General features: G+C 49.7%; 1 pseudogene. It reads right to left on the bottom strand.

The window, feature by feature from the left end:
* A pseudogene (locus DVK05_RS17625) lies at window positions 1-339 on the bottom strand (ABC transporter substrate-binding protein); the annotation flags it as partial.
* Window positions 340-529: the final 190 nt, after the last annotated feature.

The raw sequence follows: 529 nt of genomic DNA, 5'->3' as shown, positions 1-529 counted from the left end.
AAAAGACCAACTCTTCAGCATTCCTGGCTGAAGTTTCATATCGTAGTCACGGTCAACGAGGTTCTGGTAGATATCCCGTGCCGGTGGTCCCATCCATCCGGTGTTGTGGTCGAACTGGTCGAACGGGTGGTCCAGAAGGATACGGAGGCTAAGTGAATCCGTCGCATCTGAACCGCCACTGGAACCGGTTTCAGTATCTTGCTCGGACTGTTCGGTGGTTGACCCTCCAACGTCAGTCTTCGCGTCACCTCCAGTACACCCCGAGAGAAGCGTAGCAGGTCCAACAGTTGCGCCTGCGGCAATCGTCTTTAATAATTTTCGTCTGTCAGTATCTGGCATAGATTTGTTTGACATTGTCTGACTCTGTTTCTCAATCAAACTGGATTGACTAATAGGGGGCACCTTGCTTACTAGGGTGTGGTTTGTGTCAAAAGAAATCGTGAGTCGGACACACCTCTCAGAAGTGCCCGAATCTACGCTCTAAGTGTCTTACCAGGTTTATTCCCGGTTTCTTGCCCATCTTTCAATA

Source organism: Halorubrum sp. Atlit-8R (assembly GCF_003666025.1).
Lineage (GTDB): Archaea > Halobacteriota > Halobacteria > Halobacteriales > Haloferacaceae > Halorubrum > Halorubrum salinarum.
This window is presented reverse-complemented; position numbering and strand designations above follow the sequence as displayed.